The sequence below is a fragment of the Pontibacterium sp. genome (genome assembly GCF_041587635.1).
Classification (GTDB): Bacteria; Pseudomonadota; Gammaproteobacteria; order Pseudomonadales; family Balneatricaceae; genus Pontibacterium.
Genome location: NZ_JBFGYC010000011.1, coordinates 1 through 23,612, shown reverse-complemented (window position 1 = coordinate 23,612; position 23,612 = coordinate 1). Strand labels below are relative to the sequence as shown.

The 23,612-nt window shown below is 50.8% G+C and carries 29 protein-coding genes; 12 read left to right on the top strand and 17 right to left on the bottom strand.

Features of this window, described 5'->3' with window-relative positions; translation table 11 throughout:
- The 13 genes from yjgA to ABYW01_RS01555 form a co-directional block, all read right to left on the bottom strand.
- The coding region (yjgA, locus tag ABYW01_RS01615; protein ID WP_372830797.1) for a ribosome biogenesis factor YjgA at positions 1-307 on the bottom strand (307 nt) is incomplete at its 3' end.
- A gap of 12 nt (positions 308-319) precedes the next feature.
- Complete coding sequence (gene mgtE, locus ABYW01_RS01610) at positions 320-1,669, bottom strand: magnesium transporter (protein ID WP_372830796.1); 1,350 nt, start codon at positions 1,667-1,669, stop codon at positions 320-322.
- 242 nt (positions 1,670-1,911) lie between these two features.
- Positions 1,912-2,181, bottom strand: coding sequence for an HPr family phosphocarrier protein (locus ABYW01_RS01605; protein ID WP_372830794.1), 270 nt, complete (start codon positions 2,179-2,181; stop codon positions 1,912-1,914).
- A 13-nt stretch (positions 2,182-2,194) separates the two neighbouring features.
- Positions 2,195-3,055 carry an RNase adapter RapZ gene (gene rapZ, locus ABYW01_RS01600; RefSeq protein ID WP_372830793.1) on the bottom strand — a complete coding sequence of 287 codons (861 nt, stop codon included), beginning with the start codon at positions 3,053-3,055 and terminating at the stop codon, positions 2,195-2,197.
- 32 nt (positions 3,056-3,087) lie between these two features.
- A complete protein-coding gene (ptsN, locus tag ABYW01_RS01595; protein WP_372830792.1) occupies positions 3,088-3,543 on the bottom strand; it encodes a PTS IIA-like nitrogen regulatory protein PtsN in 456 nt (151 codons plus the stop codon).
- Between the two features lie 24 nt (positions 3,544-3,567).
- The gene (gene hpf / locus ABYW01_RS01590; RefSeq protein WP_193952839.1) at positions 3,568-3,858 is read right to left on the bottom strand and encodes a ribosome hibernation-promoting factor, HPF/YfiA family; all 291 of its coding nucleotides are present in this window, start codon (positions 3,856-3,858) and stop codon (positions 3,568-3,570) included.
- Positions 3,859-3,908: 50 nt separating this feature from the next.
- A complete protein-coding gene (locus ABYW01_RS01585) occupies positions 3,909-5,417 on the bottom strand; it encodes an RNA polymerase factor sigma-54 (protein ID WP_372830791.1) in 1,509 nt (502 codons plus the stop codon).
- Between the two features lie 56 nt (positions 5,418-5,473).
- On the bottom strand, positions 5,474-6,199 hold the full coding sequence (gene lptB, locus ABYW01_RS01580) for an LPS export ABC transporter ATP-binding protein (protein WP_372830790.1): 726 nt from the start codon (positions 6,197-6,199) through the stop codon (positions 5,474-5,476).
- Positions 6,196-6,705, bottom strand: coding sequence for a lipopolysaccharide transport periplasmic protein LptA (lptA, locus tag ABYW01_RS01575; protein ID WP_372830789.1), 510 nt, complete (start codon positions 6,703-6,705; stop codon positions 6,196-6,198). The genes lptB and lptA overlap by 4 nt, the downstream gene beginning before the upstream one ends.
- The gene (lptC, locus tag ABYW01_RS01570) at positions 6,695-7,261 is read right to left on the bottom strand and encodes an LPS export ABC transporter periplasmic protein LptC (protein WP_372830788.1); all 567 of its coding nucleotides are present in this window, start codon (positions 7,259-7,261) and stop codon (positions 6,695-6,697) included. The genes lptA and lptC overlap by 11 nt, the downstream gene beginning before the upstream one ends.
- Entirely contained in the window at positions 7,261-7,803 is a 543-nt protein-coding gene (locus ABYW01_RS01565) for a KdsC family phosphatase (RefSeq protein ID WP_372830787.1), read from the bottom strand. Before ABYW01_RS01565 ends, lptC begins: the two co-directional genes overlap by 1 nt.
- 39 nt (positions 7,804-7,842) lie before the next feature.
- Positions 7,843-8,817: a KpsF/GutQ family sugar-phosphate isomerase gene (locus ABYW01_RS01560; protein WP_372830786.1), complete on the bottom strand. Its 975-nt coding sequence runs from the start codon at positions 8,815-8,817 to the stop codon at positions 7,843-7,845.
- 20 nt (positions 8,818-8,837) lie between these two features.
- Positions 8,838-9,791 (bottom strand): calcium/sodium antiporter, encoded by a 954-nt coding sequence (locus ABYW01_RS01555; RefSeq protein WP_372830785.1) that lies wholly within the window; start codon positions 9,789-9,791, stop codon positions 8,838-8,840.
- A gap of 259 nt (positions 9,792-10,050) precedes the next feature.
- On the opposite strand from ABYW01_RS01555, the gene ABYW01_RS01550 reads away from it, so the two are divergent.
- The 9 genes from ABYW01_RS01550 (at position 10,051) to hisD (ending at position 16,670) form a co-directional block, all read left to right on the top strand.
- On the top strand, positions 10,051-10,860 hold the full coding sequence (locus tag ABYW01_RS01550) for an ATP-binding cassette domain-containing protein (protein ID WP_372830783.1): 810 nt from the start codon (positions 10,051-10,053) through the stop codon (positions 10,858-10,860).
- Between the two features lie 2 nt (positions 10,861-10,862).
- Positions 10,863-11,645 (top strand): lipid asymmetry maintenance ABC transporter permease subunit MlaE, encoded by a 783-nt coding sequence (gene mlaE / locus ABYW01_RS01545; protein ID WP_372830782.1) that lies wholly within the window; start codon positions 10,863-10,865, stop codon positions 11,643-11,645.
- A 1-nt stretch (position 11,646) separates the two neighbouring features.
- On the top strand, positions 11,647-12,102 hold the full coding sequence (gene mlaD, locus ABYW01_RS01540; RefSeq protein ID WP_372830781.1) for an outer membrane lipid asymmetry maintenance protein MlaD: 456 nt from the start codon (positions 11,647-11,649) through the stop codon (positions 12,100-12,102).
- Between the two features lie 10 nt (positions 12,103-12,112).
- The gene (locus ABYW01_RS01535; RefSeq protein ID WP_372830780.1) at positions 12,113-12,757 is read left to right on the top strand and encodes a phospholipid-binding protein MlaC; all 645 of its coding nucleotides are present in this window, start codon (positions 12,113-12,115) and stop codon (positions 12,755-12,757) included.
- Entirely contained in the window at positions 12,750-13,046 is a 297-nt protein-coding gene (locus tag ABYW01_RS01530) for a lipid asymmetry maintenance protein MlaB (protein ID WP_372830779.1), read from the top strand. Before ABYW01_RS01535 ends, ABYW01_RS01530 begins: the two co-directional genes overlap by 8 nt.
- 108 nt (positions 13,047-13,154) lie before the next feature.
- Positions 13,155-13,397, top strand: a complete 243-nt coding sequence (locus tag ABYW01_RS01525) for a BolA family protein (protein ID WP_372830778.1) — start codon at positions 13,155-13,157, stop codon at positions 13,395-13,397.
- Between the two features lie 26 nt (positions 13,398-13,423).
- The gene (murA, locus tag ABYW01_RS01520) at positions 13,424-14,686 is read left to right on the top strand and encodes a UDP-N-acetylglucosamine 1-carboxyvinyltransferase (RefSeq protein WP_372830777.1); all 1,263 of its coding nucleotides are present in this window, start codon (positions 13,424-13,426) and stop codon (positions 14,684-14,686) included.
- Between the two features lie 20 nt (positions 14,687-14,706).
- Complete coding sequence (gene hisG, locus ABYW01_RS01515; protein WP_372830776.1) at positions 14,707-15,363, top strand: ATP phosphoribosyltransferase; 657 nt, start codon at positions 14,707-14,709, stop codon at positions 15,361-15,363.
- Positions 15,360-16,670, top strand: coding sequence for a histidinol dehydrogenase (hisD, locus tag ABYW01_RS01510; protein ID WP_372830775.1), 1,311 nt, complete (start codon positions 15,360-15,362; stop codon positions 16,668-16,670). Before hisG ends, hisD begins: the two co-directional genes overlap by 4 nt.
- A gap of 78 nt (positions 16,671-16,748) precedes the next feature.
- Here hisD and ABYW01_RS01505 read toward each other — a convergent pair whose 3' ends face one another.
- Complete coding sequence (locus ABYW01_RS01505) at positions 16,749-17,900, bottom strand: S1C family serine protease (RefSeq protein ID WP_372830774.1); 1,152 nt, start codon at positions 17,898-17,900, stop codon at positions 16,749-16,751.
- An 80-nt stretch (positions 17,901-17,980) separates the two neighbouring features.
- On the opposite strand from ABYW01_RS01505, the gene ABYW01_RS01500 reads away from it, so the two are divergent.
- The gene (locus ABYW01_RS01500) at positions 17,981-18,742 is read left to right on the top strand and encodes a Nif3-like dinuclear metal center hexameric protein (RefSeq protein ID WP_372830773.1); all 762 of its coding nucleotides are present in this window, start codon (positions 17,981-17,983) and stop codon (positions 18,740-18,742) included.
- Between the two features lie 73 nt (positions 18,743-18,815).
- Here ABYW01_RS01500 and ABYW01_RS01495 read toward each other — a convergent pair whose 3' ends face one another.
- The gene (locus ABYW01_RS01495; RefSeq protein ID WP_372830772.1) at positions 18,816-19,379 is read right to left on the bottom strand and encodes a YhcB family protein; all 564 of its coding nucleotides are present in this window, start codon (positions 19,377-19,379) and stop codon (positions 18,816-18,818) included.
- Between the two features lie 139 nt (positions 19,380-19,518).
- Entirely contained in the window at positions 19,519-20,259 is a 741-nt protein-coding gene (locus ABYW01_RS01490) for a FadR/GntR family transcriptional regulator (RefSeq protein ID WP_372830771.1), read from the bottom strand.
- A 122-nt stretch (positions 20,260-20,381) separates the two neighbouring features.
- Between ABYW01_RS01490 and ABYW01_RS01485 the strand changes: the two genes are divergently transcribed.
- Positions 20,382-21,365, top strand: coding sequence for an MDR family oxidoreductase (locus ABYW01_RS01485; protein ID WP_372830798.1), 984 nt, complete (start codon positions 20,382-20,384; stop codon positions 21,363-21,365).
- Positions 21,366-21,430: 65 nt separating this feature from the next.
- On the opposite strand, the gene ABYW01_RS01480 is transcribed toward ABYW01_RS01485, so the two are convergent.
- Positions 21,431-22,609: an NnrS family protein gene (locus ABYW01_RS01480; protein WP_372830770.1), complete on the bottom strand. Its 1,179-nt coding sequence runs from the start codon at positions 22,607-22,609 to the stop codon at positions 21,431-21,433.
- Between ABYW01_RS01480 and ABYW01_RS01475 the strand changes: the two genes are divergently transcribed.
- The coding region (locus ABYW01_RS01475) for a cobalamin-binding protein (RefSeq protein ID WP_372830769.1) at positions 22,584-23,612 on the top strand (1,029 nt) is incomplete at its 3' end. The two genes, ABYW01_RS01480 and ABYW01_RS01475, sit on opposite strands and share 26 nt — an antisense overlap.

The window sequence follows — 23,612 nt, the reverse complement described above, 5'->3', positions numbered from 1 at the left end:
CTTGGCTACCCGCTTCAAAGCGTCCCATTGCCTGTTCAATCTCTTCCGCATCTTCGGTGCGCATGAGGCGTCCCACATAGTTCATGTGGCGCTTCATCGCTCCGCTGCGAGGTTTGATGCGACTGCACTCTTCAATTGCCGCGCGCAAGGGTTCAGACATCGGGACGGTTTTTAGCTGCTCTGCCGTTAAGGTGCTGAGCTTTTCCCCCAGCGTCTGCAGTTCGAGCATCTCTTTTTTAATTTGGGTTTTACTGACCCACTCCTCTTCTGAGGAATCGTCTTTTGAAAAATCTTCGTTGTTAACCATGGATAACCAGTATTAGCTATAAAACACGGTGGCCAGACCCAGAAACGTAAAGAATCCAACCACATCGGTAATTGTTGTAAGCAGGACGCTGCCAGCAAGGGCAGGGTCGATACCGACGGCTTTGAGCCCAAGGGGTAATAAGGTACCCGCCATCGCGCCTGCAATAAGATTAATCACAATCGACAGAGCGATAATAATGCCTATTGTTGTATCTTGGAACCAGGCGATCGCTACTGCAGCCACGACGAGTGCCCAAAGTAGGCCATTCATCGCACCAACGATCATTTCGCGGCTTAGAAGCCAGTTAGCATTGGACTTCTCCACATGCCCCAAAGCCTGACCACGAATCACCAGTGTTAATGTTTGAGAGCCAGCAATCCCACCCATCGATGCCACGATAGGCATAAGAACGGCCAGTGCAACGACCTTATCGATCGTCTCTTCAAATAATCCAATCACGGCTGATGCGACAAAGGCGGTGATCAGATTGATCCCCAGCCACAGCGCACGCCGACGGGTGGTTTTCATGACGGGCGCAAAGGTATCTTCATCTTCGTCCAGACCGGCCATGCTCATCAGTGAGTGATCCGCGTCTTCACGGATGACGTCAACGACATCATCGATGGTAATACGGCCCAGCAGGCGACCGTCGTCATCAATAACCGGGGCGGAGACCAGGTCATGCTGTTCGAACAGTACGGCCACTTCATTGTCGGGCATGGTGGCCGAAATAGGCTCGATTTCGGTCACCATGATTTCGCGTACGGTGATATTCGGATCTGAGACCAGCAATTTCGTCAGTGGCAGAATTCCGATATAGGAATCCTTTCGGCTGACAACAATCAGGCTGTCGGTCATTTCCGGTATCTCTTTGTGACGGCGCATATATCGCATTACCGTCTCTACCGAGATGTCGGGTCTGATGGTGACCGTATCGGTGTTCATCAGGCCACCGGCAGTATCCTCAGGATAGGACAAAACCTGCTCTACGCGTTTGCGGTTTTGTTTGTCCATAATCCGCAGCAGCTCTTTCATGACCGTGTTCGGCAGCTGCTGAATGACGTCAGCCATGTCATCGGTATCCAGCGATTCGGTGATCGCCAATACTTCTGCTGCGTCCATTCGGCTTAGAATTTCCGCTTGTACGTCATCCCCTAAGTCCTGAAGGACTTCACCTTCCAGGTCTGTATTGATCAGATTCCAGAGAATCTGTCGTTCCTTAGGCGGGGACTTTTCAATCAGGCGGGCAACTTCTGCCGGGCGCAGGCTATGATTGAGGACAAAACGAATCTGTTGGAATTCGCCACTATCCAGCGCATCTGCAAGCTTTTCAAACTGTGTTCTCTGCGCTGATGTACTCATGCTGCGTTAACTCATAATCCGGAGGATAAACAGGGTAGGCTCCAATCTGTCCCAATTATAGCGGATTGTGACGAGGGGAATAACCCATGTGCGGGGGAGTGTAGCAAAAGCAGAGGTTTAAACCAGCCTGATTGCCGCGCTGGATTGAAACAATCTTATGTAGTGAAAGGGCTGGCTGCTCTGACACTGAGGATGGGTTGTGGATCGAGGGAAGATGAAGAGAGAGGGCTGTTGGAGGCGTCCTATTCTTCTTCGTCGAAGCGATTGTTGACCAGTGATTCGATGGCTTGCATCGCATCCTGTTCGTCATCACCTTCGATGCAAAATATCAGCTCGGTACCGATGCTGGCTGCCAGCATCATAACGGACATGATGCTCTTGCCGTCGACCTGGCGTCCTTCCTTGGCGATTTTTATATCGCTGGAGAAGCGGCCGGTTACGCCGGTGAGTTTCGCAGCTGCACGGGCGTGAAGGCCCAGTTTGTTGATGATTTCTAGTTTCTTTTCGATCATGTCGTTAGGTCTGTCACTTCAGTTCCCGATGGCGGACATGGACATTATCCATAAGTTTTTCAAAATGAGAAGCTAAACGGGTCGCCAGGTAGACTGATCGATGATGCCCCCCCGTACAGCCTATGGCCACTGTAATGTAGCTGCGATTGTTGGCGGCGAAGCGTGGTAACCAGCATTCCAGATACTCGGTAATGTGGTCCTGCATCTCCTGCACCTGATCTGATTCAGATAAAAAGTTGATCACAGGCTGGTCCAGACCCGAGTATTGACGCAATTCAGGAATCCAATATGGGTTGGGCAGGACGCGGACATCGTAAACAATATCGGCATCCAACGGTACACCGTGTTTAAAGCCAAACGATTCAAACTGCACTGCAAGTGACTGATCACTGCGGTCGGCAATGCGACTTTTAACCGTATCACGCAGGTCGTATAGGTTCAGACGTGTTGTGTCGATGCGCAAATCGGCCATTTTAGCGATGGGTTCGAGTAGCTGCTGTTCGAGCTGAATCGATTCCAGCAGGCCGCGATTATCGTCTGATAGAGGGTGTTTACGGCGTGTAGAACTGTAGCGCTTTAGCAGAGTTGCTTCTGATGCATCAAGGTAAAGCACTTCGTAGTGTGCTTCCTGCTCATCTTTTTTCAGTGCTTCGAGAATGGTGGGAAGCTGCGCCAGATTGCTCAGCAAATTGCGTGCATCAATACTGATCGCAATGTGCTCTGGATGCTGCGGATCACTGGTCATCTGAGCAACCAGTGAGGGCAGCAGGGTCGCAGGAAGATTGTCGATGCAGTAGAAGCCGATATCTTCTAACGCCTGAAGCGCTGTACTTTTACCAGATCCTGATCGGCCGCTGATAACAACAAGCTTCATGTCCCCTCCTGCCTGTGTGATGAGGTATTTCGTTAATTGCCCAGATCAGAAATGACGGTATACAGAGCGGCATCATCACTGGTATTACGTAGGGCACTGCGTACCGACTCCTGACTAAACAGCTCTGCAGCTGAAGCCAGCGTCTGAAGATGTTCGTCACAGGCTTCTTCCGGTACGACAAGGGTGAAGATCAGATCTACGGGCTTGCCATCAATTGAGTCAAAATCAATCGGTGAGTCCAGTGTGATCAGGTAGCCCAAGGCGTTCTGACAGTCTTGTAGCCGGCAGTGGGGGATTGCCACGCCATCACCGATACCGGTGCTGCCTAGACGCTCCCTGCCGAGTAGTCCTGAGAATACAGTATCAGCTTCCAGACCGGGATTTTGCTCGGCGATTAGCTGACTGGTTTTTTCCAGTACACGTTTTTTGCTTCCGCCCTCGAAGCCGCATAGGGTTCTCGAGGGCGTCAGTAGCTCTTGAATCAACATAGGGTGTGTTGAGAATGATATGACTTATTTGTGTTTTTTGAGTTTTTCTTTGTGCTTAATGATCTGACGGTCCAGTTTATCGACAAGACCGTCGATAGAGGCGTACATATCATCATGTTCGTGAGCAGCAAAGATCTGTCCGCCGGCAAGGTGAAGATCACCTTCTGCTTTCTGACGTTTTTTGTCGACGCTGAGTGTCACCTGGACGTTGGTGATATTGTCAAAATGCCGTCCCAGTTTTTCAAACTTGGAGTGCACATAATTACTCATAGATTCAGTCAGTTCGACATGATGGCCAGTAATATTAATCTGCATAGGTCTCTCCTATTGGCAGTGACTGTATTCGTCCTGTGTTTCCGTTTCCATTAAACCAGACGCTTGCGTTCATTAGAAGGCGGAATGCTCATTGCCTCCCGATATTTCGCAATTGTACGTCGGGCTACTTTAAATCCCTGTTCGTCCAGAAATTGTGCGATCTTATTATCACTTAACGGTTTTGCCGGATTTTCAGCGGCAACCAGTTTTTTAATCAGCGCTCGGATTGCCGTAGAGGAGGCGGCTCCACCATCGTTGGTGTTTACGTGGCTGGAGAAGAAGTACTTCAGCTCAAAAATCCCTCTCGGGGTGTGCATGTACTTTTGTGTCGTGACACGGGAGATGGTTGATTCGTGCATTTCAACGGCTTCTGCGATGTCATGCAGTACCATGGGTTTCATCCCTTCCTCACCGTGCTCGAGAAAACCTTCCTGTCGTTTAACGATTTCGTTTGCGACTTTCATCAGGGTTTCGTTGCGGCTCTGCAAGCTCTTTATAAACCAGCGCGCTTCCTGAAGGTTGCTTTTCAGGTAGTTGTTATCGGCGCTGTTATCAGCCCTGCGTACCAGATCGGCATAGCCGGAATTGATTCTCAGGCGGGGTGATACTTCCGGGTTAAGGTTGACCGTCCAGATACCGCGCTGTTTAGTGACAATGACATCCGGTATCACGTATTCAGCGGTACTGGAGGTAATTGATGCGCCGGGTTTTGGATTCAGCTGCTGGATGAGCAGACTGACCTGCTGCAACTGAGGTTCTTTGAGCCTCGCTTTACGCATCAGTTGACGGTAATCGTGGCTACCAAGTAACTTCAGGTAATTTCTGACGACTGTCAGCGCCTGCTTTTTCCACGCAGTGTCATCCGGGAGTTGCTCCAACTGAATTGCGAGGCAGTCGCTGAGATCTCGTGCGCATACACCAGGAGGATCAAATTGTTGAATGCGTCGCAGCACTGCTTCGACTTCATCCAGATCTAATTCCTCGATGCCATCCTGTTGACGCAGATGTTCGTGGATATCTTCAAGTGTAACCGTGAGGTAGCCATCGGGGTTGATACCATCGATCAGACTGGTCGCAATTAACCGATCCTGATCGCTCATAGGCGTCAGGTTCAGTTGCCAGTGGAGGTGATCCTGTAGCGTTTCTTCTGCGGTGTCATTGGATTCGAAGGTGCCTTCAGAGTCGTCTCGGCTACTGCCTGGAGCTGAACTCTGAAAGGTGTCATCCCAGCTGCTGTCGGTACTGAGTTCGGCGGGGATCTCATCATTCCAGTTATCGTCGGCAACTTGAGCTTCTTCTGTATGCTCCTGTTCCGCGTGAGCTGTCACTTCGGAATCCGGGGTTGTATCTGAGGCTGAGTCCGGCGTGTTTTTTTCTTCACTTGCCGGGGTGTCGGTGTCGCCTTCCTCATTAACATCCAGCATCGGATTGTTTTCAAGCGCTTCCTGAATCTCCTGTTGCAGGTCCAGTGTCGATAGCTGCAGCAACCTGATCGCCTGCTGGAGCTGAGGCGTCATGGTGAGTTGCTGGCCAATTTTGAGTTGTAGCGCTTGCTTCATAACTACTCGATAGAAACCTGTGCTGCGTTAAAGAAAAGTTCAGCTTGAATAATGACTTACAGTTGAAACGTATCACCCAGATAGGCTGCACGTACAGCGTTATTCTGCATAATAGCATCCGGAGCGCCACTTGCGAGGATTGTTCCTTCACTCACGATATACGCTTTCTCACAGATATCCAGCGTTTCCCGAACATTGTGGTCGGTGATCAGGATGCCAATGCCCTTGCTTTGCAAATGCTTAATCGTACTTTTTATATCGTTAACAGAGATAGGGTCGACACCCGCAAACGGTTCATCTAGCAGGATGAACGAAGGTTCGGTGGCCAGTGCTCGGGCGATTTCAACGCGTCGGCGTTCGCCGCCGGATAAACTCATGCCTAAGCTGTCAATAATATGGGTGATGTGGAACTCTTCGAGCAACTCGAACATTTTTGTTTCGCGCTGCTTTTTGTCCAGATCATGTCGTGTTTCTAAAATGGCTAATAGATTGTTCCGGACACTCATCTTGCGGAAGATCGAGGCTTCCTGTGGCAGGTAGCCGATACCGCAGCGAGCACGTCCATGCATCGGCAGGCGAGTGATCTCTTTTTCGTCGATCAGTACCTGTCCGCGATCAGCACGTACCAAGCCAACGATCATATAGAAACAGGTGGTTTTGCCTGCGCCGTTGGGCCCTAGCAGGCCAACAATTTCACCACTTTTAATCGATAGGGATACATCTTTGATGACCTCGCGGCCTTTATAACTTTTGGCAAGATGCGTTGCTTGCAGCTTACTCATTGAGCGTCCTTATCTTTTTTGGGCTGGATGATCATCTCTACCCGGCCGCTACTGCCATCTTTGCCATCACTATACGCGTCTACAACTGAAGTTTTGAGGTTGTAGAGTATGCGGCTACCAGTAAATGTATCTTTGTCGCTGATAACTTTAGCGTTTTTCTGAAGTGTGAGGTGTTCTTTCTCTACTTTGTAGATAATCGTATCGCCCCAGGCGTCGGTATATGGCTTATCGGTATCGGGCTTTTGGCGGAAGTGGGCTTGATTGCCGTACGCGGTAACCAGCTCAACGCCTTCTTTGCCTCGCTCCATTTCTACCCGGTCAGCTTCGATTAGCAGGGTACCCTGAGTGATTTTTACGTCACCAACATAGACGGTTCGACCGGTCCGTTCATCAATCGACGCACTGTCAGCGCTGACGTGAATAGGCTTCTCTCGGTCTTCCGGTAGCGCGTTGGCCGTGGCGCTGAGCAGCGTTGCAACCATCAGTGCCAGAAATTTAGTCTTCATTCTCATGCAATCCCTGTACGTTTGATAACAACTTAAGTGTTTTATTCTCGAACGAGGCTGTCATACCGGTAGCGTCGTAGCGAACGTTGTCAGAAAGGATGGTGACTGGTTCATCCGTTTCAGCCAGCTTTGTATCGGGGTAAAGCGTTAGTGTCTCGGTCAGAACCAGGGTTACAACCCCGGAACTGGTACTGTCTTTAACGCGAACATCTCCACTGAGCAAGGCTTTAATCCGGTCATCCGGCAGGGTGCCATGTTTAGCCGTTGTCGTCGTTACTGAGCCGTCTGTCCCGTAAAGAATGATCTCAGGAGTTGTGAGCTCGCTCTCAGCCCGGTCGGGATAGTGATCCAGGCGAGGAGTGGAGAATGTTTGCTCGAGCATGCCTTGGTCATCAAATACCCGTGTGCGGGTATCGGTTGCAAAGTAGTCTTCGCCTTGTTGTAGCGCTTGTGGGGGGCGGCTTCTTTCGCTAGGTGCAATACCTAAGCCCCAGTAAAGCAGTACGGGGCCAAGCAGAAGCGCAGCAATAATCAGGCGAGTGCGGGCGGTAGACACTAGAGGTATGGCTCCCATACCTGTTCAAGTTTGTCCTGGGCAGCAAGGATCTTTTCGCAGAATTCACGACCGGCTCCTTCGCCGCCGCGACGTAATGTGCACCAGTCAGCATGTTGTTGAACCAGAGGGTGGCCGTTGGGCACGGTGGCTCCAAACGTCACCGCGCGAATAGCCGAAAGATCTGGCAGGTCATCACCGATATACGCGGTTGTTTCTGCATTGTGTCCGCTTTTTTGCCATAGCTCTTTCAGTGCGGTCAGTTTATCTTCGCGGCCTTGCTCCAGATAGGTGATGCCCAGCGAGCGAGCGCGAAGTTCAACCTGAGAGGAGCGTCGGCCTGTAATGATGGCTGTTTCAATACCGGCTTTCTGTAAAAGCTTAATGCCAAGCCCATCCAGGGTATTAAACTGTTTCACTTCCTGGCCATCTGGAAGGAATAACAGCTGTCCATTGGTCAAAATACCGTCAACGTCGAATACCGCCAGTTTAACATCCTGAAGTTTCGTGGCTTGTTCGTCAGTTAGGTCCTGGCACCAGTTCATCTGGTCTGCTCCAAATTCTGTTGGTTTGTCGGGGCTGTATCAGAGTACGCCTGCTTTAAGCAGGTCATGCATATTCAGCGCGCCAATAGGTTTGTTTTCGTCATCGACAACCAGCAACGCATTGATTTGTTTGCTTTCCATAATTTGAAGGCACTCTGCAGCCAGAATGTCGGCTCGGATTGTGGTGCAGTCAACGGTCATCACCTGCTCAATAGGCGTGCCCTTCAAATTGACTTCGTGGTCTAGTGCTCGACGCAAGTCTCCGTCAGTAAAGACTCCGGTAACAACGCCGGCTTTATTCAATACTGCGGTCATACCCAGGCGTTTCTCGGTGACTTCGAAAAGTGCATTGTGCAGCGATGTGCCTTCTATTACACAAGGTACATCGTCACCACTGTGCATGACGTCTTCTACCTTTAACAACAGTTGCCTGCCAAGGCTGCCGCCAGGGTGGGAAAAGGCAAAGTCTTCTTTGCTAAAGCCTTTGGTTTCCAGCAATGCAATCGCTAATGCATCACCCATGACCAGTTGCGCGGTCGTGCTGGACGTAGGGGCCAGATTGAGTGGACAGGCCTCTTTTTCCACGCCTATATGTAAATTGGCATCCGCCGCTCGGGAGAGATTGGAGTCCGGTTTAGCGGTCATGCTGATGAGTGGAGCGTTCATCCGCTTGATCAGTGGCAAAATGGTCACGATTTCTGCCGTCTCACCAGAGTTTGATAGTGCCAGCACCACGTCTTCAGATGTGAACATCCCCAAATCGCCATGGCTGGCTTCACCCGGATGTACAAAAAAAGCAGGGGTGCCTGTGCTAGCAAGGGTTGCCGCTATCTTACGGCCGATATGGCCTGACTTGCCCATGCCGGTAACAATGATGCGACCGGTGCATTGGCTCATCAATTCGCAGGCATGTTGAAAGTCACCGTCCAGATGATTTTCTAGGTCTTTTACAGCTTCGGTTTCCAGCTGGATGGTGCGGCGCGCAGACGCCAGGAAGTCAGCTTTTTTGGTCATCTTTTTCTCGGTGCCCGGAATTAAACGGTCATATTGTATAGCAGTACCAGATAACCTGCATACAGCGCAGTCAGTAGGATGCCTTCATATCGATTGATCTTTGGTGGTTTCTGAATCAAACCGAAAGCGATCAATGCAACGGTCAGACCCAGCATAACGCTGTAATCCCTGATTAAAACGATACTATCGATCGCTAGCGGTGCAATAAACCCCGGAACGGCCATAACCGCTACAAGGTTGAATATATTGGAACCGACCACGTTGCCAATGGCCAGGTCATGATGTCCTTTAAGGGCACTGGCAACCGACGCCGCCAATTCAGGCAGGCTGGTTCCAATGGCGACGATAGTGAGGCCAATGATCAGCTCGCTAACGCCTAATGCCAAGGCTACTTCAGTCGCCCCCCAGACCAGCAGGCGGGAGCTCCCAGCCAGAATAACAAGCCCTAGAATCAGCCAGAAAACAGCATTACCCGTTTTTAGTTCGGGTAACTCTTCCTCTTCGTTGGCGCTTTCTTCCGGTGAAGCGTTGCGTTGAAAACGTTGGAAAAGATACAAACTGAGCGCCAGCATGGACAGCAAAATAACACTGTCGACCAGCGTGAGCTGGAGATCCAGAAGCAGCATGCCTGCAAAAACAGTGACAGCAAGCAGTAATGGAAGTTCTTTACGCAATACGCCGGATTTAACCGGAAGTGGGGCGATAATGGCTGTAATACCTAATACTAAAGCAATGTTGGCGATGTTGGAGCCTAATGCATTGCCGACTGCAAGCTCTCCTGCGTCATTGATGGAGGCCATGTAGGAAACCAGTATCTCTGGTGCAGAGGTGCCGAAGGATACGATGGTCAGACCGATGAGCATCGGTGACATGCCGAAGTTACGGGCGGTTGCAGCTGCGCCGATTACAAACCGGTCTGCGCTCCATACTAGTAAAACCAAGCCTGTAATGATTGCGAGTGTTGGGTACAGCATTGTGCATCTCGTTGCCAGTAAATAGAGGGGGCTATTAAAACAGAATGCGTGGTTTGATTAAACGCTGATAGAAGCGCTCAATGGAATAATCTATTGCATTGAGCAAAATTATTTAGTGTTCAGCTTTAAGGTGGGCGGTGGTATAATTCGCGGCCTTTTGAATCACGGTAATGCTCCTCCAGTCTATCGAACGACAGCATTTGATAAAAAATGTTGGCAAGGAAGGAACTAGCCACAACTCCCTACATCTATAGAGCCTATGGATAGCTTCGACGACGTCATCATTGACATACAAAAACTCAGTTTTTCGCGTGGGGAACGGGCGATATATAACAACGTGGATATCCAGGTGCCACGTGGGAAAATTACCGCCATTATGGGCCCCTCAGGTACCGGGAAAACGACGTTATTACGCTTGATCGGCGGGCAGTTGATGCCGGACAGCGGTTCTATTCTCGTGGATGGGAAGGATGTTCCGCGCCTGAACCGTCGTGAGCTGTTCAAGATGCGGTCGCGTATGGGGATGTTGTTTCAGAGCGGAGCACTTTTTACTGATATCAGTGTCTACGAGAACGTTGCATTTCCGATGAGGGTGCATACGGATCTCTCAGAAGAGATGATACGTGATGTTGTGTTGATGAAGTTGCATGCTGTGGGATTACGGGGTGCGCGAGACCTGATGCCGAGTGAGTTGTCCGGAGGCATGGCGCGACGTGTAGCGCTGGCGCGTGCGATTGCGCTGGACCCTGAATTCGTTATGTATGATGAGCCATTTACTGGTCAGGACCCGATCGCAATGGGAGTGTTGGTGAACTTAATTCGTCGACTCAATAGAGCGCTGGGTCATACCAGTATTATCGTATCCCATGATATTCAGGAAACGCTGGCGATTGCTGACTACATTTACTTGATTTCAGATGCTGAGGTTGTTGCCAGAGGGACGCCTGAAGAGATCAACAATGCGTCTTCATTGAAAGTACGCCAATTTATTCAGGGATTACCTGATGGGCCTGTGCCGTTTCATTTCCCGGCCGGGGATTATCAGTCTGAACTGTTGCAGGACAGCTGAGTATGCTGGATTTACTTGCCCGGGTTGGGCATAAAGGGCTGAAAAAGCTCGAAGCGTTCGGATCAGCAGGCATTATCTTGATGCAGTCGCTGATTGCGCGCCCGCAGCCGGCGATGATGCTGCCGTTGGTGATTAAGCAAATCCACTTTGTGGGTGTGTTGTCACTCATCATTATCGTGGTCTCAGGCTTGTTTATCGGTATGGTATTGGGGCTTCAGGGCTATACGATTCTGGTGGACTACGGGTCTGAACAAGCCGTCGGGCAGATGGTGGCTCTGAGCTTGGTGCGGGAGCTTGCGCCCGTCGTAACGGCGCTGTTGTTTGCTGGACGGGCAGGCTCTGCGCTTACGGCAGAGATTGGTTTGATGAAAGCCACTGAGCAGCTTTCTAGTCTGGAGATGATCGGGGTTGACCCATTACGGCGTATTGTTGCGCCACGGTTGTGGGCTGGCTTTATCTGTTTGCCGGTGTTGGCGACTATTTTCTCTCTGGTGGGGATATTTGGTGGTGCGCTGGTGGGTATCGAGTGGCTGGGTATCTACGAGGGGTCGTTTTGGTCGAATATGCAAAACTCGGTGGACTTTTCTGAGGATATCTTAAATGGCCTGATTAAGGCCGTGGTGTTTGGTTTTGTCGTAACCTGGATAGCGGTATTTCAGGGATATGACTGTGTTCCAACGTCGGAAGGGATTAGTGATGCCACAACCAAAACGGTGGTTTATGCCTCGTTATCGGTATTGGCACTGGACTTTGTTCTGACTGCATTAATGTTTGGAGATTTATAGTATGCGTATCCGAGTCTTGGAGATAGGAGTGGGTGCTTTCCTATTGATGGGGTTGGTGGCTTTGTTAATGCTGGCGGTAAACGTCAGTGGTCTTAATCTTGAGAGCAAAGGAACTTATCGTGTCTACGCGCGCTTTGAGAATATCGGCGGGCTTACTGAGCGATCTAAGGTCACTATGTCAGGGGTGTTAATCGGTCAGGTGACGGATATTCGTCTGGATTCTGATGCTCTGCAGGCTCTGGTGGAGATGGAAATTGCCAAGGATGTGGATTTCCTGTCGATCGACAGTTCTGCATCTATACTGACCGCTGGGTTGCTTGGAGAAAAATATATTGGCGTAGTCGCAGGTGCAGAGGAGGAGTTTCTGCAAGATGGCGATTTCTTCGAGGATACCCAGTCAGCCTTGGTGCTTGAAGATTTGATTGGTAAGTTCCTGTTCAACGAAGTTTCAGAATAAAGGTTTTTCTATGTTTAAGCAGCTTGTAAGCAAAGTAGCAGTACTTTTTACAGCATTTATGCTGACGATCTCTTTACCTGCAATGGCTTCCTGGGAGGAGGCGAGTCAGGTTGTCGAAAATGCGACTGGCAAAATGCTCAGTTTGATGGAAGATTCAAGCTTCCGTGAGGAAACGCGGTTTTCTGCGCTGGTATCTGAAATTGATACGTTGCTGGATCCGGTAGTGGACTTTCCTTATATCTCCAAGCTGGTTATGGGTAAGTATTACCGCAAGGCTTCGGCTGATGATCGGACCGAGTTTGCGGGTGTATTTCGTACCACGTTGCTAAAAACCTATGCTAAAGCCATTGTTGGCTTTGATATTAAAGGTTATGAAGTTGTTCCTGCGAAGACGAAAAGTCCTAAGCCGGACAAGCAGATCGTTACTGTTGAAGTCACCTCCAGTGCCGGAACTAAGTTTACTCTGGTCTACTACATGCGTAAGAAAGCAGGCGAGTGGCGCTTGGTGAACGTGAACCTGGATGGCGTGAACTTGCGACTGACCTTCAAAAATCAGTTTGCAGATTTGGCACAGAAGTCTCGTGGTAACGTGTCGCGCACCGTTACTATGTGGAAAGAGCAGATCGATCCGGATAAAGGCGCCAGCAATGGCTGAGTGGAAGGTCGAGCGTGCTGGTGACATGGCATTGCAGTTATCCGGTGTGTTGAAGTTTTCGGATATCACTGCAATTCGTGAAAAAGTCGATCAGTTGCTTGGTGAAATGTCTGGTGAGGTTGCTGTTGATTTTTCCGGCGTCAGCCGGGTTGATAGTTCAGCGCTGTCATTGTGGCTGTGCTCAATGCGCCGTGCTGAGTTATTAGGGCTGACGTTGAAACCGGTTAATGTCCCATCCGAGATGCAGTCCATTGCCGGATTAGTAGGGCTGGAGCAATGCTTCAGCTAGTTGAATACACATTAGAAGGCGATCTGACAGATCGCCTTTTTTGTTTCAATCCGGTATGATTTCGCGTTTATTTGAACACGTTGCATAGTTCGCCAGTTGGAGTATGAAATGCAAGCTGAAGACGTCAAACAGATCATCGAGTCTAAACTTGAAGGCTGTACCGCATATACTGCCGGTGAAGGGTGTGATTTTCAGGTGACTGTTGTCGGGGGGCTGTTTGATGGCCTGCGCCCGGTAAAGAAACAGCAGTTGGTTTACGGATGTCTGAATGAGTACATCGCTGACGGCACAATCCACGCACTAACCATCAAGACCTACACTCCCGAGCAGTGGGACGCGCTGCAAAAATAACCTTCCAATGAGCTTCAGGTAAGTCAATGGATAAACTGATTATTTCAGGCGGCACGCCGTTGCACGGCGAGGTGAAAATCTCCGGTGCGAAAAACTCTGCCCTGCCTATTCTAGCTGCGACTCTGCTATCAAAAGAGCCGATTAAGATTGGCAATCTTCCCCATTTGCACGACATCACCACCATGCTTGAGTTACTACGTCGCATGGGTGTCGATCTGGTGATGGATGAAAAAATGCGCGTTGAAATCAACGCGGGCACTCTGACAGAAACGGTTGCGCCATATGAGCTGGTTAAAACCATGCGCGCTTCCATTCTGGTACTGGGGCCGCTGTTGGCGCATTTTGGCGAGGCTGAAGTCTCGCTACCAGGCGGTTGTGCAATTGGTTCTCGCCCTGTGGATATGCATATTCACGGTCTGCGGGCGATGGGCGCTGAGGTACTGGTTGAGGCCGGATACATCCGTGCTAAAAGTAATGGCCGCTTGAAGGGGGCCCGAATATTCTTCGATGTGATATCTGTGACAGGCACCGAGAATATTCTGATGGCTGCTGCGTTGGCAGAAGGTCAGTCAATACTGGAAAATGTAGCACGCGAACCTGAAGTGGTTGATCTGGCAAACTGCCTGAACGCCATGGGTGCTGATATTCAGGGCGCGGGAACTGATACTATTGTTGTGAATGGCGTTGAAAGCCTTCATAGCTGTTGTTACGACGTGTTACCGGATCGTATTGAAACGGGTACGTTCCTGGCTGCGGCGGCTGCAACGGGTGGCAGTGTTAAGGTTAAAAACACTGATCCGACCACGCTGGATGCAGTATTGCAGAAGTTGACTGAAGCGGGTGCAGAAATTACCTCCGGCGATGACTGGATCGCGTTGGACATGCACGGTAAGCGCCCTAAAGCAGTTAATATTACAACAGCCCCTTATCCTGCGTTCCCAACGGACATGCAGGCACAGTTTGCTGCGATGAATGTGGTTGCTGAAGGGGTGAGTCGTATCAAGGAAACCGTGTTTGAGAATCGCTTTATGCACATGCAGGAGATGATCCGCATGGGTGCAAAGATCTCCATCGACGGCAACACTGCTGTAACTGAGGGGGTTGAGGTACTGCAGGCCGCGCCTGTTATGGCAACCGATCTTCGCGCATCGGCTAGTTTGGTGATTGCTGCATTGGTGAGTGACGGTGACACGGTGATCGATCGTATTTATCACATCGATCGTGGTTACGAGTGTATTGAAGAGAAATTGCAGTTATTGGGTGCGCGTATCAAGCGTGTGCCAGGTTAAATACAGGTATTGAGAGTAGCATGAAGCAGCAACTGACCATCGCGCTGTCCAAAGGGCGTATCCTCAAAGAGACCCTGCCACTGTTGGCAGCGGCTGATATTGTTCCGGCTGAGGATATCTTCAGTAGCCGTAAGCTTATCTTTGATACGAACCATGAGCATATCAAGTTTGTGGTGATTCGTGCGACCGACGTGCCAACGTATGTTGAGTATGGTGGTGCGGATATGGGAATCGCCGGTAAAGATGTGTTGCTAGAACATGGTGCTAAAGGCTTGTATGAACCGTTGGACCTGAAGATTGCCCGCTGCAGGCTGATGGTTGCCGGTATGAAGGGGGCGCCTGCGGTTGAAGGCCGTATGAAAGTGGCGTCCAAGTTCGTCAATATCACCCGTGATTACTTTGCTAAGCAGGGTGTACAGGTTGATATCATCAAATTGTACGGCGCGATGGAGCTGGCACCGATTATGGGCTTGGCTGATCGTATCGTTGATATTGTTGATACTGGTAATACGCTGCGAGCAAATGGCTTGGAACCGATGGAATCGATCGACGATGATATCAGTTCCCGTCTGGTTGTTGGGCAGGCATCGATGAAGATGAAGCACAAACAGATTCAGCCGATACTGGATAAGCTGGCGGCTGCCGTTGATGCCAGAGAGGCGGAGGCATCAGCATGAATGACCTGAGTATTACCCGTCTGGACTCTCAGCAGGATAACTTTGCAACAGAGCTGGACCGTCTTTTAGCGTGGGAATCTGTATCTGATGGTAAGGTCAATCAGATTGTTGATGAGATTCTGGCGCGTGTGAAAGCCGAAGGCGATGCGGCAGTGGTTGAATATACCAACCGTTTTGATCGTCTGCAGGTTGAGTCTATGGCTGAGCTGGAGATGAGTCAGGAGCGTTTGCACAATGCTCTCGACAATCTGCCAGCTGAGCAGCGCCAGGCGCTGGAAACGGCCGCTGAGCGTGTGCGTGGTTATCACGAACGCCAGAAAGGTGAGTCTTGGCAGTACTCCGAAGCTGACGGCACCATGCTGGGCCAGAAAGTGACCCCGATGGATCGTGTTGGTTTGTATGTGCCGGGTGGTAAGGCATCCTACCCATCGTCAGTCCTGATGAACGCCATGCCGGCAAAAGTTGCGGGTGTGGCTGAGATTATTATGGTCGTGCCGACGCCAGATGGTGAGGTGAACGAGCTGGTATTGGCTGCTGCTGCGCTGGCGGGTGTTGATCGTGTCTTCTGTGTGGGGGGCGCGCAAGCGGTTGCTGCTCTGGCCTACGGTACTGAAACTGTACCTAAAGTGGATAAGATCGTCGGTCCTGGCAATATCTTTGTTGCAACGGCTAAGCGTGCGGTGTTTGGTGCTGTTGGCATCGATATGATCGCAGGTCCATCTGAAATTCTTGTTGTCTGTGATGGCAAGACTGACCCTGATTGGATCGCAATGGATCTGTTTTCGCAGGCAGAGCATGATGAAGATGCGCAGTCTATTCTTGTTTCTCCCGACGCTGATTTTATTAGTGCAGTGGAAGCGAGCATTAATAAGCTGCTGCCAACGATGGAGCGAAAATCGATTATCGATGTCTCTTTGCGTGAGCGTGCTGCGCTGATTAAAGTGCAGGACATGGACGAAGCGATGGAAGTGACCAATCGCATCGCGCCGGAGCATCTTGAGTTATCGGTTGAAGATCCCGAAGCACTGGTGCCGAAGGTACGCCATGCGGGTGCAATTTTCATGGGGCGTTATACCGCGGAAGCGCTGGGTGATTACTGTGCTGGCCCCAACCATGTCCTGCCAACATCCGGTACCGCACGCTTTTCTTCGCCTCTGGGTGTATACGATTTCCAGAAGCGCTCATCACTGATTATGTTCTCAGCAGAGGGTGCTTCAGAGATGGGTAAAGTGGCGTCTGTACTGGCGCGCGGAGAAAGCCTGACAGCGCATGCCCGTTCTGCTGAATACCGTATCAAGAAAGATTGATCGCGACTGGGTGATCGACAAATAAAAAAGGCTCCCTGATGGAGCCTTTTTTATTTGTCTGAATTTATCTATGTCATATCAGCTGCGGCTGCGTGGTCGTTCAAAGATTTGCACTGTCAGAGACAGTTGCTGGTCGTTTCGAATGACATCAATGCTAATCTCGTCACCCGGTTTATATTTGGCTATCTGATCCATGGATGTCCGACGATCGCGAATCGGTTTATCGTTGATCGCAATCATGATATCCCCGGGTTGAATCCCCGCCTGATGGGCAGGTCCGTTTCGAAAAATACCGGCGATAATAAGGCCGCGGGTATCAGACATGCCAAACGACTCGGCTAATTGGGGAGTGAGTTCCTGCACTTCGATACCCAGCCAGCCGCGGATGACCCGTCCATGCTGGATCAAATCCTGCATAACCTGTTTTGTCAGGTTGGATGGGATTGCAAATCCGATGCCCTGAGAGCCACCCGATTTTGTATAAATGACGGTATTGATGCCAATCAGGTTACCGTAAGCATCGATCAATGCACCGCCTGAGTTGCCCGGATTAATGGCGGCATCTGTCTGGATAAAGTCTTCATAGGTATTCAGGCCCAGGCTATTGCGTCCTATCGCACTGATGATGCCCATGGTGACTGTCTGGCCAACGCCAAACGGATTGCCTATCGCCAGTGTCACATCGCCAACCTGGATGTTATCTGAGTCCGTGAGCGTGATGCTTGGTACGCCTTCCAGGTCAATCTTCAGGACTGCAAGGTCAGTTTCCGGATCGTTGCCGATCAATGAGGCCATGGCTTCTCTGCCATCTTTCAGTGCGACAACAATACTATCCGCACCTTCGATGACATGGTTGTTGGTCGCAATATAACCTTGTGGGCTAAGAATGACGCCAGAACCTAAGCTGGATTCGATGCGTTGCCGCTGTGGAGTATCGCGTTGGTCCAGGAAGTTGCGGTAAAACGGGTCATCAGCGAGAGGTTTTTTTTGTTTTACCAACGTCCGGGTATAGATGTTTACGACGGCAGGTGCAGCAATGTTTACCGCATCTGCATACGACACAGGTCCCTGGCCTCGAGCGCCAGCGGGTTGCAGGGCGGGCTTATCCGTCTGGCGGATCTCCACCGTGTTAACCTTAGGGGCAAACAGGTCCGGAAAAAATTGCAGCAGAACAATCGCTGCGAATATGCCGGTGACGACGGGCCATAGTAAAAAAGAGAATCTTCGCATTGTCTCGGGGTTGAAGGTTTAACGGGATTCTTGAATTATACGAAGATAACAATGGTTATGTGAATCTGAATCAGGATTATATGTCGATAAGTAGGAAAGAACTGGTCAACTATCTGGACCAAAGGCTTACGCCGGAGCGTTTTCGCGACTATGCGCCAAATGGATTGCAGGTTGAAGGGTGTGAGCAGGTGAGTCGTATTGTGACAGGTGTGACGGCGTCGCAGGCGCTGATTGACGCTGCTGTCGCGTGGGATGCTGATGCGATATTGGTACACCACGGATATTTCTGGAAAGGGGAAAATCCCTGTATTACCGGAATGAAGCAGCGGCGTATTAAGACCTTACTGCAACACGATATTAATCTGCTGGGTTATCATCTGCCGCTGGATGCGCATCCGGACATTGGCAATAACGCGGTTTTGGCCAAATTACTGGGAATTACTGTCACGGGCGGCCTAGAGGAGGGCAATCCTCTCAGTATTGGGCTGACGGGCAGGTTCGATGTGCCAATGAGCTTGCAGGAGTTGGGGGATCGCGTGAGTCAGGTTTTAAAGCGTCCGCCCATGCTTATCGCGGGTGGTGAGCATCGAATTACGACCATTGGTTTGTGTACTGGTGGTGCACAAGGCTATATCGAGAAAGCCATTGATCTTGGATTAGATGCATATTTGTCGGGTGAGATTTCAGAACCCACGGTGCATAGTGCGCGTGAGAATGGCGTTCACTACATCGCTGCCGGGCATCATGCGACAGAGCGCTTTGGCGCGAAAGCGCTAGGTGAAGAGCTGGCCCAAACGTTTGGTATTGAGCAGATGTTTGTGGATATTGATAACCCGGTCTGATCAGCGCAGTGTTTAGGCATAAAAAACCGGCCTATATGAGCCGGTTTTTTGTACTGGATAAACGAGTAATCATTCAGGCTGATTTAGTCGTTTCTTCAGTTTTGTTATCTTCTTTTTTCTCTGCGAAGTCAGCCGGATCAGCAGGGGTTTCTTCACCCTCCTTTTCACCTTCTTTCAGACCGAAGGTTTCAGACAATGTACCTTCTTCGTCTGGTTTTTTCGGTGCGTAATCCAGTGGCGCTTCCATTGAGCCATTGCTCTCTTCAGACGTTTCGGACGCTGTAGCATCTGCTACAACAGCTTCTTCAGGTTCTGCGGTCAGGCGTGGCTGAGCAGCTTCTTCCAGCGTACGGGTCGCAACGTCACTGCTGCACAGTTCAACAGAGCTTTTCGCCAGATGCAGATGAACCGCTTTGTAGCTATCGGTCAGGCTGCTCACCAGATCGGCAGTCTCTTCAAAGTGTGTTGTGACCTTCTCTTTGTATTCCGCCAGTTCACGTTGAGTTTCGTCCAGCTGCTCAATCAGCTCTAGCTGACGATTGTCATTGCCGCCAGAACGTCCCAGCAAATAACCAATCAAAGTGCCCACGATTAGTGCTACAACGGCGATGATCCATACAGTACTGCTTGCGTCCACGAGTGCTCCTTCTAGTCTGAAAGGGGGTCAGAAAAGTGTCATAAAACCTGTGACAAGGATATAGCAATCAGTGCTGAAAGCCCATATGCCCCGTATGTGCAGTATTGTGCTGTTTGCGCCAGATCATGGGTATAAGCGATTAGTCGCCTTTGCCCGCGCGCCAGTCCTGTGCGTCTTGATGACGTGCAGCCAGATACTCAATTTGTTCCTTCAGAATAGCGCATGCAAGATCGGCATCCTGTTGCTGGATAGCCTCCAATATACGCCGGTGATGATCAATGATGACCGTACGCTCGCGAAATCGGTAAGCGATCATATTGGCAACGGGCTGCAACGCTTCGATGACGGCATACATCACAAAGGCGAGCATCCGATTACCACTGGCATCGGCAATGATTCGGTGGAAGCGAACGTCTGAAGCGCAGAAATCTTCTGCGGTGATACGTTCATCTTCCTGGACTTTCAGCTCGTGAGTCAGGGCGCTAAGCTGGTTTTCGCTGCGGTATGTCGCGGCCAGACGACAGCAGGTGCTTTCCAGTTCGAGACGGGCAGCGTTAATTTCGTCCAGATCTACCTCTTTGAGGCTGACCAGCATTGTTGCTGCACTGGTCAGGCTATCACTGAGTTGGGCGACTGAAGGTTTGGTTACAAATGTACCGCCGGTGGGGCCGCGCTTTGAGCGGACCAGGTTTTTTGCCGCGAGGCGTTTTAAAGCTTCACGGATCGTTGGGCGGGATACTTGATATCGCTTGGATAACTCATCTTCTGTGGGTAAGCGATCATCGGCTTTCAGCGTTCCATCAAGGATCGCTTCCTGCAGTTGATCGGCAATCTGACTGGATAGGCTGCTGCGATTTACCGGTTCTACCTCAAAGCTCAAAGGAGTGCTCTCCGATACTGAATAGTTGATCAGAGACTATTCTAACGTAAGAAAGCGTTGACTTGAATTTTTATTAATTTATATTTGTAAGACAAATTAACTTAATGATCGAGGGCGAAGTGATGTTCAAAGCATTAGTGCTGAATGAGGTCGAAGGTAAAACGGTTTCCGCTGTGGAGTCGCTGGAGCTGGATGCATTGCCGGCTGAAGATGTGCTGGTTGAGGTCGATTACTCGTCCCTGAACTACAAAGACGGTCTGGCAGTGACCGGTACCGGAAAGATCATTCGTAACTTCCCCATGGTGCCAGGTATCGATCTGGTTGGTACGGTCGTGGAGTCAGCATCCGACGATTACCACGCAGGTGACAAGGTTGTGATGACGGGGTGGGGCGTTGGCGAAAACTACTGGGGTGGCTACTCCCAGATGGCCCGTATGAAACCTGAATGGCTGGTGCATCTGCCTGAAGGCATGGAGCCGCGGAAAACCATGGAGATCGGTACCGCCGGTCTGACGGCGATGTTATGTGTCATGGCGCTGGAAGATGGTGGCGTATTGCCAACCAGTGGCCCGGTTATTGTTACAGGTGCCGCAGGCGGTGTCGGCAGTGTTGCGGTAAGTATTCTGGCTGGATTGGGGTACGACGTGGCGGCAGTCACAGGACGTCCGGAAACTGAAGCGTATCTGCGCGAGCTGGGTGCAACCATGATTCTGACCCGGGAAGAGATGGCCGAGAAAAGTCGTCCGCTGGAACGTCAGCGTTGGGCGGGCGCTATCGATACCGTGGGTGACGCCATTCTGGCGCGTGTACTGGCAGAAATGAACTACAGTGGTGTCGTGGCGGCCTGTGGTCTGGCTGGTGGCTTTAAACTGCCAACCACGGTTATGCCATTTATTCTGCGTAACGTGCGTTTGCAGGGCGTAGATTCCGTGATGTGTCCGGTTGCACGTCGACAGGAAGCCTGGGGCCGTCTGCAGCGTCAGTTGCCTGATTCTGCACTGGGTGAAATCTCTGAATTGATCTCGCTGGATCAGGTTGACGATTACGCTAATCGGATTGTAAATGGTCAGATACGTGGCCGTGTGGTGGTTGATCTGAAGAAGTAATGAGTTGAACCGCAAAAAAAGCCTGTCTTTGTGACAGGCTTTTTTGTATCTGCAGTGATTGGGTGTTAGCCGAAGAGGCCATCAGCACGCGGTTTAATCAGAATGGGCAAATAACGGATCAGGAACAGTATCCATGCCAGCATCCACAGAGTACCTGACAAATGTAACCCAGCCAGATACGGGATGGGCAGATGGGTGATAGAAACACGAATCACCGCAGCCAGTGTCATCAGGATAAAGGCCGCTACAATCATTGGGGTTACGGCAAGAGGGCGTCCGGTATGACCAAGGGAGACGCGAGCCATCATGCCAAGAGTGATCAGGCCAATGCCACCTACCGCGAAGCTGTGAATTGCAATTGAGCTGCTGACCAATCCTGCTGAAGCGAGTGCCGTGAGCGCAAAGCCCACCGGGATAAAGAGATAGCCCAGCTGTAAAATCCACACCAACGGATTTTTGACAATTGCCGGGCTGAACCAACCGTATAAGCGTACGAAACTCAGTACACAGACGATCACTGAAGCGATGCTAATCAAAGTGGTAAAACCGCTCAGCGTCACTGCCAACCAGATCGCCGTCGCTGGGATGATCGACTTTTCAACCCACGCATAGCGTGTGCATGTCACACCTTCCACACCCCGTTCGGTGAAGAAGGGAATGACGCGACCGCCAATCACAGTGATGACCAGCAATACCAAATACAGCGCTACGTGGAGGCCCTTGAGTGCGGTGTTTTCCGTGATACCCAGCATCTCCAGATGGACCATGAGGTTAGCGATAAAAAATGCGGCCAGAATAGGAATAAATAGCAAGTTTCTGTAGTTGGCTGACCGGAGGATCGGTATGGCGATTCCCACCGCAACAACCGGTGCAAATGCCAGATCGACGGCGGCGATGAGCCATTCCGGCAGTTCTGGAATAAAGGGCATAAAGCGGGCAATGAGCCAGACGGCGGTGATCAGCATCAGAGGTTTGCCGTAAGGGGTCTGTACATTGGTCCAGTTACGGACCGCGGTGAGCAGAAACCCACCGATGATCGCCAGCGTAAAACCAAAAATCATTTCGTGTGCATGCCAGTACATCGTGTTGCTGTAATACTGCACGCTCATGCCGCTGCTGTAGAACACCAGCCAGATACCTAGTAGAACAACCGCAGCGATTGCACCTAAGAGAAAAAATGGACGGAAGCCTAAATTGAACATCGCAAAAGGTGGGCTTTTGCGTGGCTCATTAATTGAGATCATGAATGCTGTCTCCGCGAAGTTTAAGGCGGTGGTATACTGCTGGCAATCCTGCCATTTGAACGGTAACGCTATGCCAACCGCTGCTTTCAGTCATGTTGCTGCCCTGACTTTCAGCTTTGATGCCGCATTATTTCATAATGTGCATAAAAAATACATGTTAAATGTTTTCTTCAGTCTTTGGCTGATGTTTATTTCTGGCAGTGTATTGAGCGAGATCAGCGTTGTCGATGACCAGGGGCAGGCTCTGATCCTGCCGCAACCCGCCAGTCGGGTGGTCAGTTTAGCGCCTCACGTGACAGAAAACCTCTACGCTATCGGAGCGGGTGATCTGCTGGTGGGGGCTGTCTCATATTCAGATTATCCTGAGGCAGCAAAGCACCTCCCGCGTGTGGGCGATTACGCTAACTTGAATATAGAGCGTATTTTGTCTTTGCAGCCCGATCTGGTGGTCGCATGGATTGACGGTTCTCCCGGATCACAATTGGAACGAATCGAATCACTCGGCATTCCAGTGTTACGTGAATCCCCTGATAGCTTTGCTGAGATCGCCAGTGCTCTGCGTAGGCTGGGGGCGGTGACAGGGCGGAATAACGGGGCAGAGCAGGCCGCAACAGACCTGGAACAGCGGATAAGGGTACTACGTGAAAAACACCAGTCCCAGACGCCGCTCCGGGTGTTTTATCAGCTTTGGCACCAGCCGCTGATTACCGCCAATAACAGTCAGCTCATCGATCAGATTATCCAGCTGTGTGGCGGTGGAAATATCTTTGCCAGTCGTCCAGAGGTTGCACCGCGCGTGAATATCGAAGCGGTGATCGCGGCGGATCCCGATCTCATACTGGCAGGCGTAGAGCGGCACGACCCTCACTGGCGAGATCTCTGGCGGCCCTGGTCTCAGATGAAAGCGATACGTTATCAGTTGCTATATGGCATCGACGCAGATGCGATTCATCGTGCCACGATGCGTGCCGTAGACGGGGCTGAACAGGTATGCACGCAGCTG

Bases quoted from the DNA above. Each gene is read 5' to 3' on its own strand.
- mgtE (WP_372830796.1), bottom strand. From the start codon at position 1,669: ATGAGTACATCAGCGCAGAGAACACAGTTTGAAAAGCTTGCAGATGCG.
- ABYW01_RS01605 (WP_372830794.1), bottom strand. From the start codon at position 2,181: ATGATCGAAAAGAAACTAGAAATCATCAACAAACTGGGCCTTCACGCC.
- rapZ (WP_372830793.1), bottom strand. From the start codon at position 3,055: ATGAAGCTTGTTGTTATCAGCGGCCGATCAGGATCTGGTAAAAGTACA.
- ptsN (WP_372830792.1), bottom strand. From the start codon at position 3,543: ATGTTGATTCAAGAGCTACTGACGCCCTCGAGAACCCTATGCGGCTTC.
- hpf (WP_193952839.1), bottom strand. From the start codon at position 3,858: ATGCAGATTAATATTACTGGCCATCATGTCGAACTGACTGAATCTATG.
- ABYW01_RS01585 (WP_372830791.1), bottom strand. From the start codon at position 5,417: ATGAAGCAAGCGCTACAACTCAAAATTGGCCAGCAACTCACCATGACG.
- lptB (WP_372830790.1), bottom strand. From the start codon at position 6,199: ATGAGTAAGCTGCAAGCAACGCATCTTGCCAAAAGTTATAAAGGCCGC.
- lptA (WP_372830789.1), bottom strand. From the start codon at position 6,705: ATGAAGACTAAATTTCTGGCACTGATGGTTGCAACGCTGCTCAGCGCC.
- ABYW01_RS01565 (WP_372830787.1), bottom strand. From the start codon at position 7,803: ATGAACTGGTGCCAGGACCTAACTGACGAACAAGCCACGAAACTTCAG.
- ABYW01_RS01560 (WP_372830786.1), bottom strand. From the start codon at position 8,817: ATGACCAAAAAAGCTGACTTCCTGGCGTCTGCGCGCCGCACCATCCAG.
- ABYW01_RS01555 (WP_372830785.1), bottom strand. From the start codon at position 9,791: ATGCTGTACCCAACACTCGCAATCATTACAGGCTTGGTTTTACTAGTA.
- ABYW01_RS01550 (WP_372830783.1), top strand. From the start codon at position 10,051: ATGGATAGCTTCGACGACGTCATCATTGACATACAAAAACTCAGTTTT.
- mlaE (WP_372830782.1), top strand. From the start codon at position 10,863: ATGCTGGATTTACTTGCCCGGGTTGGGCATAAAGGGCTGAAAAAGCTC.
- mlaD (WP_372830781.1), top strand. From the start codon at position 11,647: ATGCGTATCCGAGTCTTGGAGATAGGAGTGGGTGCTTTCCTATTGATG.
- ABYW01_RS01535 (WP_372830780.1), top strand. From the start codon at position 12,113: ATGTTTAAGCAGCTTGTAAGCAAAGTAGCAGTACTTTTTACAGCATTT.
- ABYW01_RS01530 (WP_372830779.1), top strand. From the start codon at position 12,750: ATGGCTGAGTGGAAGGTCGAGCGTGCTGGTGACATGGCATTGCAGTTA.
- ABYW01_RS01525 (WP_372830778.1), top strand. From the start codon at position 13,155: ATGCAAGCTGAAGACGTCAAACAGATCATCGAGTCTAAACTTGAAGGC.
- murA (WP_372830777.1), top strand. From the start codon at position 13,424: ATGGATAAACTGATTATTTCAGGCGGCACGCCGTTGCACGGCGAGGTG.
- hisG (WP_372830776.1), top strand. From the start codon at position 14,707: ATGAAGCAGCAACTGACCATCGCGCTGTCCAAAGGGCGTATCCTCAAA.
- hisD (WP_372830775.1), top strand. From the start codon at position 15,360: ATGAATGACCTGAGTATTACCCGTCTGGACTCTCAGCAGGATAACTTT.
- ABYW01_RS01505 (WP_372830774.1), bottom strand. From the start codon at position 17,900: ATGCGAAGATTCTCTTTTTTACTATGGCCCGTCGTCACCGGCATATTC.
- ABYW01_RS01500 (WP_372830773.1), top strand. From the start codon at position 17,981: ATGTCGATAAGTAGGAAAGAACTGGTCAACTATCTGGACCAAAGGCTT.
- ABYW01_RS01485 (WP_372830798.1), top strand. From the start codon at position 20,382: ATGTTCAAAGCATTAGTGCTGAATGAGGTCGAAGGTAAAACGGTTTCC.
- ABYW01_RS01480 (WP_372830770.1), bottom strand. From the start codon at position 22,609: ATGATCTCAATTAATGAGCCACGCAAAAGCCCACCTTTTGCGATGTTC.